Source organism: Methylobacterium sp. WL8 (assembly GCF_008040045.1).
Taxonomy (GTDB): domain Bacteria; phylum Pseudomonadota; class Alphaproteobacteria; order Rhizobiales; family Beijerinckiaceae; genus Methylobacterium; species Methylobacterium cerastii.
In genome coordinates this window covers 1-4681 of record NZ_VRVF01000145.1, presented here as the reverse complement: position 1 = coordinate 4681, position 4681 = coordinate 1, and the positions used below count along the sequence as shown (strand labels likewise).

The following is a 4681-nucleotide window of genomic DNA, read 5'->3' as shown; positions in this document are numbered from 1 at the left end:
GGGGCGGTGTGACCGGGGTGGAAAGAGATCACACCGGTGGTAGGCGTAGAATACATTCACAGTTCAGTGTATATCTGAGTGTATATCTGATTGTTCGTTAGGGCGTTTGTTCATGCATCTGTTAGTTGTTTGTCCGACCCTCCGCTAAATATGATCGCTGTCAACTGAATTGTCTACTATATTTTTCAGGATTTATGTTTATCGCGAAATTTGTCGCTCGGCGAGGCCGACGCATTGGCAATATATTTGATAAAGCTTCATATGCGGAAAGGCGGCCAATGGCGCCCGCCTCTGGCACGTGCCACTCATGTGTGCTACACAGCGCCTCTGCGGCTTAGGTCGACAGCATTGATTCAATTGATGTTTTTGCGTGTGATGCCTGATCCTTTCCTGGGCACCAGCTGACGATTTTAGCCCGCCAAGTCATTGGCGGGCTTTGTTGTTTCTGGCGGTGCGGGATTGCTCGGCCTGCGGTGTGGGATTGCCCCGAGCCATGCGCGCCCGGTTCGCCGTCCGCGTGTAGGTCGCGCTTTCGCGGCTGCCGTCGGCCCAACCGCAAAGGACGTTCAGCTGCGCCTCGGTGGCCCCGGCTTCGGCCGCCCGCCTGGCTCCGGCCTTTCGCAGACCGTGTGGTTGATCCGGGACACGTGGCGGCGCGGTCCGCCTTGCCCAACCACGTCCCGAACGATTCCTTGGTGAAGGGCTTGCCGCGCTCGGTCGCGATGAACGTCTCGGCTCCGACCGGCGAGGCGGCGATCGACGTGGCGAGCGGTGCGAGGATGGGGGCGATCACGACCATGCCGGTCTTCTCGGTCCGGATGGTGAACTCGCCATTCGGACAACGGACCTGAGTGGATCGCCAATGCCGTTCAGGACTGGATCGGGGAGGTGGGATCGACGACCGCCTACATCGAGCCGGGCAGTCCGTGGGAGAACGGGTACTGCGAGAGCTTCAACGCGAAGCTGCGGGATGAACTTCTCAACGGCGAGGTGTTCTAAACTCTCAAGGAAGCCGGCGTCGTCATCGGGCAATGGCGGAGGCACGATAACACCCTCCGGCCGCACGCGTCGCTCGACGACCAGCCACCTGCACCGGAGGTCGTCATCTGGCCCACCGAACCGAGCGGATCAGTGCCGTCCGCTCACCCCACCATCGTCACGAGACCGACGACGCACTCACTTCGAACCTGGCCCACCGAATGGGGGGCCAAGCCAAGAATTCGTTCCGCAAAGCGTGATTTCAGGCAATCGTTACTCAGGCCGAGGTGAGCGCCGATATCAACCGAATCGCCGGCGACAATGCGAGCGCGGAGGCCTTCATAGCAAACACCGCCTCATCGGCAGCATATTATTTTCGAATGGCAGTATGGAAATGGCGCGCCCGAAAGGATTCGAACCTCTGACCCCCAGATTCGTAGTCTGGTGCTCTATCCAGCTGAGCTACGGGCGCCCTGCGGACCGGGTGGCGGTGAAGGCCTGTTCCGGTCGCGAGGGGGTGTCTAGAGGCTCGTTCCGCGCTTGGCAAGTGGGTAAGCGGGGCGATCGTCTCCCGCGGTGCGATCGACTTGGTGCGGCGCACAGCGAGGAAGGGGCGACGCGTTCCGGGAGGGGATCGGGTATCGCGTCCGAAGGCTCGCGCGCCGACCGGGCCTCGGGGTCTCGCCTTTTGGCGAGGGCGTGCGCGTGGTATCCGGCGCGCCCTATGGATCGGGCTCAGGCGCCCCGGCTCTTGCCAGGCGGTCGCGGCCGGGTTTGTGCGAAGCGGATGAGGGTCGAATGATTACGGCGGCCGAGATCGAGGGCACCCTTGCGGGATGGCGCTTCAGCGTCGCGCCGATGATGGACTGGACCGATCGCCATTGCCGGGCGTTCCATCGCGTGCTGTCGGCGCGGGCGCGGCTTTATACCGAGATGGTCACCACCGGCGCGGTCATCCACGGGCCGCGGGCGCGCCTGCTCGGCTTTTCCGACGTCGAGCATCCGGTGGCGGTGCAACTCGGCGGCTCCGAGCCGGGCGACCTCGCCGAGGCGGCGCGGATCGCCGAAGGCTACGGCTACGACGAGATCAACCTCAACGTCGGCTGCCCGTCGGACCGGGTGCAGAACGGCCGCTTCGGCGCCTGCCTGATGCTGGAGCCCGAGCATGTCGGTGATTGCGTCGCGGCGTTGAAGGCGGCGGTGCGCGTGCCGGTGACGGTCAAGTGCCGGATCGGCGTGGACGAGCAGGACCCGGAAGCCGCACTGGACGCGCTCGCCGACGCGCTGGTCGCGGCCGGCGTCGACGGCTTGATCGTCCATGCGCGCAAGGCCTGGCTCAAGGGCCTGTCGCCCAAGGAGAACCGCGACGTGCCACCGCTCGACTACGACCGGGTGGTGCGGCTCAAGCGGGCGCGTCCCGCCCTGCCCATCGCGGTGAACGGCGGTATCGCCACCGTGGCGGAGGCGAAGGCGCACCTTTCGATCCTCGACGGGGTCATGGTCGGGCGCGCGGCCTACGGCGAGCCCGCTGGGCTGATCGCCGTCGATCCCGAGCTGTTCGGCACGCCGGCGCCGGTCGCGGACGCGTTCGAGGCGGTCGAGGCCTACGCCCCCTATGTCGCGGCGACACTCGCTGGCGGCGAACGGCTCCACGCCATCACCCGGCACATGCTCGGCCTCTTCAACGGGCGGCCGGGCGCGCGGGCGTACCGGCGCCATCTCTCCACCGCCGGCGTCGAGGCGACAGCCGACCTCGCGACCCTGCGTGCCGCGGTGGCGATGGTCTCGCGCGAGATGCCGGAGCGGGACGCCGCCTGATCGGCCTCCGCGGCGGCGTCAGCGCCCGCGCAGGATCAGCCGGTCGCCGCGGACCTCGTAGCCGGCGAGTCGCGTCAGGAAGCTCTGGCCGAGGAGGTTGCCATCGAGGGCGCCCGGCCTGGCGACGAGCGCCGGCACGCGCCGTTCCGTGATCGGGCCGACGGCGAGGGACTCGAGGGTGGCCGGTGCGGCGTAGGCGACGCCGTTCGCCGTGGAGACGCGGGTGGTGAAGGCGCCGGGTTCCGGGCGGATGCCGAGGGCGTCGGCGCTCTCCGCGGTCAGCACCACAGCGCTGGCGCCGGTGTCGAAGGCGAAGCTCTGGTTCTGCCCGTTGACGCGCGCGTCGACGCCGAAGACGCCGTCCGACCGGCGGGTGATCGTCACGGTGCCGCCGGGGCCGATCGCCGGGGTGCCCGGGCGCAGGGCGCCCATGACGCCGGCTTGGATCTCCTGCAGCGGCTCGCGGTAGACGTAGCCGACGACGCAGGCGAGACCGAGGCCGCACCAGAGCAGCAGCGCCTGCAGGTTCTTGCCCGGCGCGGCGGCGAACTGGCGCCAGAACCCGGCGACCACCAGCGCGAGGATGCCGGCGCCCCAGGCGAGGCCGGCGAGCTGATCGGGCTCGATCGCCCCCGCGATCCGGCCGCCGTCGGTGGCCACGAGCACGGCGACCACGAGGCCGATCGCGACCAGCGCGAGGATCGTCATGCGGGCGCCTGCGTGGGCGCGAGCCCGGCTTCCACGAGACGCGTCGGCAGCCCGGCCATGATCGCGCGGCGGCGCGGCTCGGACAGGGAGCCCCACAGGCCGATCTCGTCGCGCGTCCGGCCGCACCCGATGCAGAGGCCGCTCGGCCCATCGAGGACGCAGACCTTGGTGCACGGGCTCGAGGCTTTGGCGGATGGCGTTGTCACAGGCGCGTTCATCCCGCGTCCATGCCCGTTTCGAGGGCCGGCGATCAAGCTCAGACCGTGGCGAGCAGCGCCAGCAGCGCGGCGATCTCGGCGACTTGCTGGCAGGCGCCGACCACGTCGCCGGTCTGTCCGCCGATCTTGCGCTGGGCGACCCAGGTGAGGGCGAGCGACGCGAGCGGCGCCAACACCACCATCGCGAGGATGCCGGCCAAGGGCAGGCCGAGCGGGACGGCGAGCAGCGCCAGGGCGAGGCCGAGCGCGACGGCGGTGCCCGCGGTCGCGCGGGTCGGGCGGCCGACCGCGGCCGACAGACCCGAGGGCCGGGCGGGCGACAGCAGCACCATCGGCGCGAGGGCTGCGACCCGCGAGAGGATCGCGGCCAGCGCGAGCCCGGTGGCGGCGGCGGTGCCGGTCCGGTCGAGCAGCGTGGCGAGGGCGCCGATCCGCAGCGCCAACGACAGCATCAACGCGACGCCGCCATAGGCGCCGATGCGGCTGTCCTTCATGATCTCCAAGCTGCGCTCCGGCGTCGCGCCGCCGCCGAACCCGTCGGCGACGTCGGCCAGGCCGTCCTCGTGCAGGGCGCCGGTGAGCATCACCGCGACCGCGACGGCGAGCGTCGCCGCGACGAAGGGTCCGAGGTCGATCCACCAGCCGGCGAGCAGCACCAAAGCCGGCGGCAGCGCCAGGATCAGCCCGGCCAGCGGCAGCATCCGCGGGATCGTCCGGAAGTCGGGGACCGCATGCGGATCGGGCTCGCCCGGGAAGGGCGGCAGCGGCAGGCGCGAGTAGAAGCGCAGGCACGCCGCCAGATCGTGCAGGAGGTCGCGGCCGGGCCAGTCGGCCTCGCCGCGGAACGGTTCGCCCAGCATCACGCCGCCTTCGCTCGCAATGGCCTTGGCGCGCGCAGCCTTCACCCGCGCGCCCGGTCCCACTATAGCTCGCCGGACCGGCGCGCCCGCCCACCCGCG

Annotated in this window: 5 protein-coding genes, 1 tRNA gene and 1 pseudogene; 3 read left to right on the top strand and 4 right to left on the bottom strand. The window is 69.5% G+C overall.

What is annotated here, in order from left to right; translation table 11 throughout:
* Nucleotides 1-695: 695 nt before the first annotated feature.
* Nucleotides 696-851 (top strand): hypothetical protein, encoded by a 156-nt coding sequence (locus FV234_RS25235; protein WP_210250985.1) that lies wholly within the window; start codon nucleotides 696-698, stop codon nucleotides 849-851.
* Nucleotides 835-1107 (top strand): annotated as a pseudogene (locus FV234_RS25230) (integrase core domain-containing protein); the annotation flags it as partial. The gene FV234_RS25235 and the pseudogene FV234_RS25230, both read left to right, overlap by 17 nt.
* A 266-nt stretch (nucleotides 1108-1373) precedes the next feature.
* On the opposite strand, the gene FV234_RS25225 reads toward FV234_RS25230, so the two are convergent.
* Nucleotides 1374-1450, bottom strand: a tRNA-Arg gene (locus tag FV234_RS25225).
* 326 nt (nucleotides 1451-1776) lie between these two features.
* Here FV234_RS25225 and dusA point away from each other — a divergent pair.
* Nucleotides 1777-2796, top strand: a complete 1020-nt coding sequence (dusA, locus tag FV234_RS25220) for a tRNA dihydrouridine(20/20a) synthase DusA (RefSeq protein ID WP_147832365.1) — start codon at nucleotides 1777-1779, stop codon at nucleotides 2794-2796.
* A gap of 18 nt (nucleotides 2797-2814) precedes the next feature.
* Here dusA and FV234_RS25215 read toward each other — a convergent pair whose 3' ends face one another.
* From FV234_RS25215 to cobS, 3 genes are read right to left on the bottom strand one after another with little or no spacing between them, the layout of a single operon-like run.
* Nucleotides 2815-3504, bottom strand: coding sequence for a TIGR02281 family clan AA aspartic protease (locus FV234_RS25215; protein WP_147832364.1), 690 nt, complete (start codon nucleotides 3502-3504; stop codon nucleotides 2815-2817).
* Nucleotides 3501-3710, bottom strand: a complete 210-nt coding sequence (locus FV234_RS25210) for a DUF1289 domain-containing protein (protein ID WP_238271897.1) — start codon at nucleotides 3708-3710, stop codon at nucleotides 3501-3503. The genes FV234_RS25215 and FV234_RS25210 overlap by 4 nt, the downstream gene beginning before the upstream one ends.
* A gap of 50 nt (nucleotides 3711-3760) precedes the next feature.
* The gene (gene cobS / locus FV234_RS25205; protein WP_147832367.1) at nucleotides 3761-4582 is read right to left on the bottom strand and encodes an adenosylcobinamide-GDP ribazoletransferase; all 822 of its coding nucleotides are present in this window, start codon (nucleotides 4580-4582) and stop codon (nucleotides 3761-3763) included.
* Between the last annotated feature and the right edge of the window lie 99 nt (nucleotides 4583-4681).

Bases quoted from the DNA above. Each gene is read 5' to 3' on its own strand.
- FV234_RS25215 (WP_147832364.1), bottom strand. From the start codon at position 3,504: ATGACGATCCTCGCGCTGGTCGCGATCGGCCTCGTGGTCGCCGTGCTC.
- dusA (WP_147832365.1), top strand. From the start codon at position 1,777: ATGATTACGGCGGCCGAGATCGAGGGCACCCTTGCGGGATGGCGCTTC.
- cobS (WP_147832367.1), bottom strand. From the start codon at position 4,582: ATGCTGGGCGAACCGTTCCGCGGCGAGGCCGACTGGCCCGGCCGCGAC.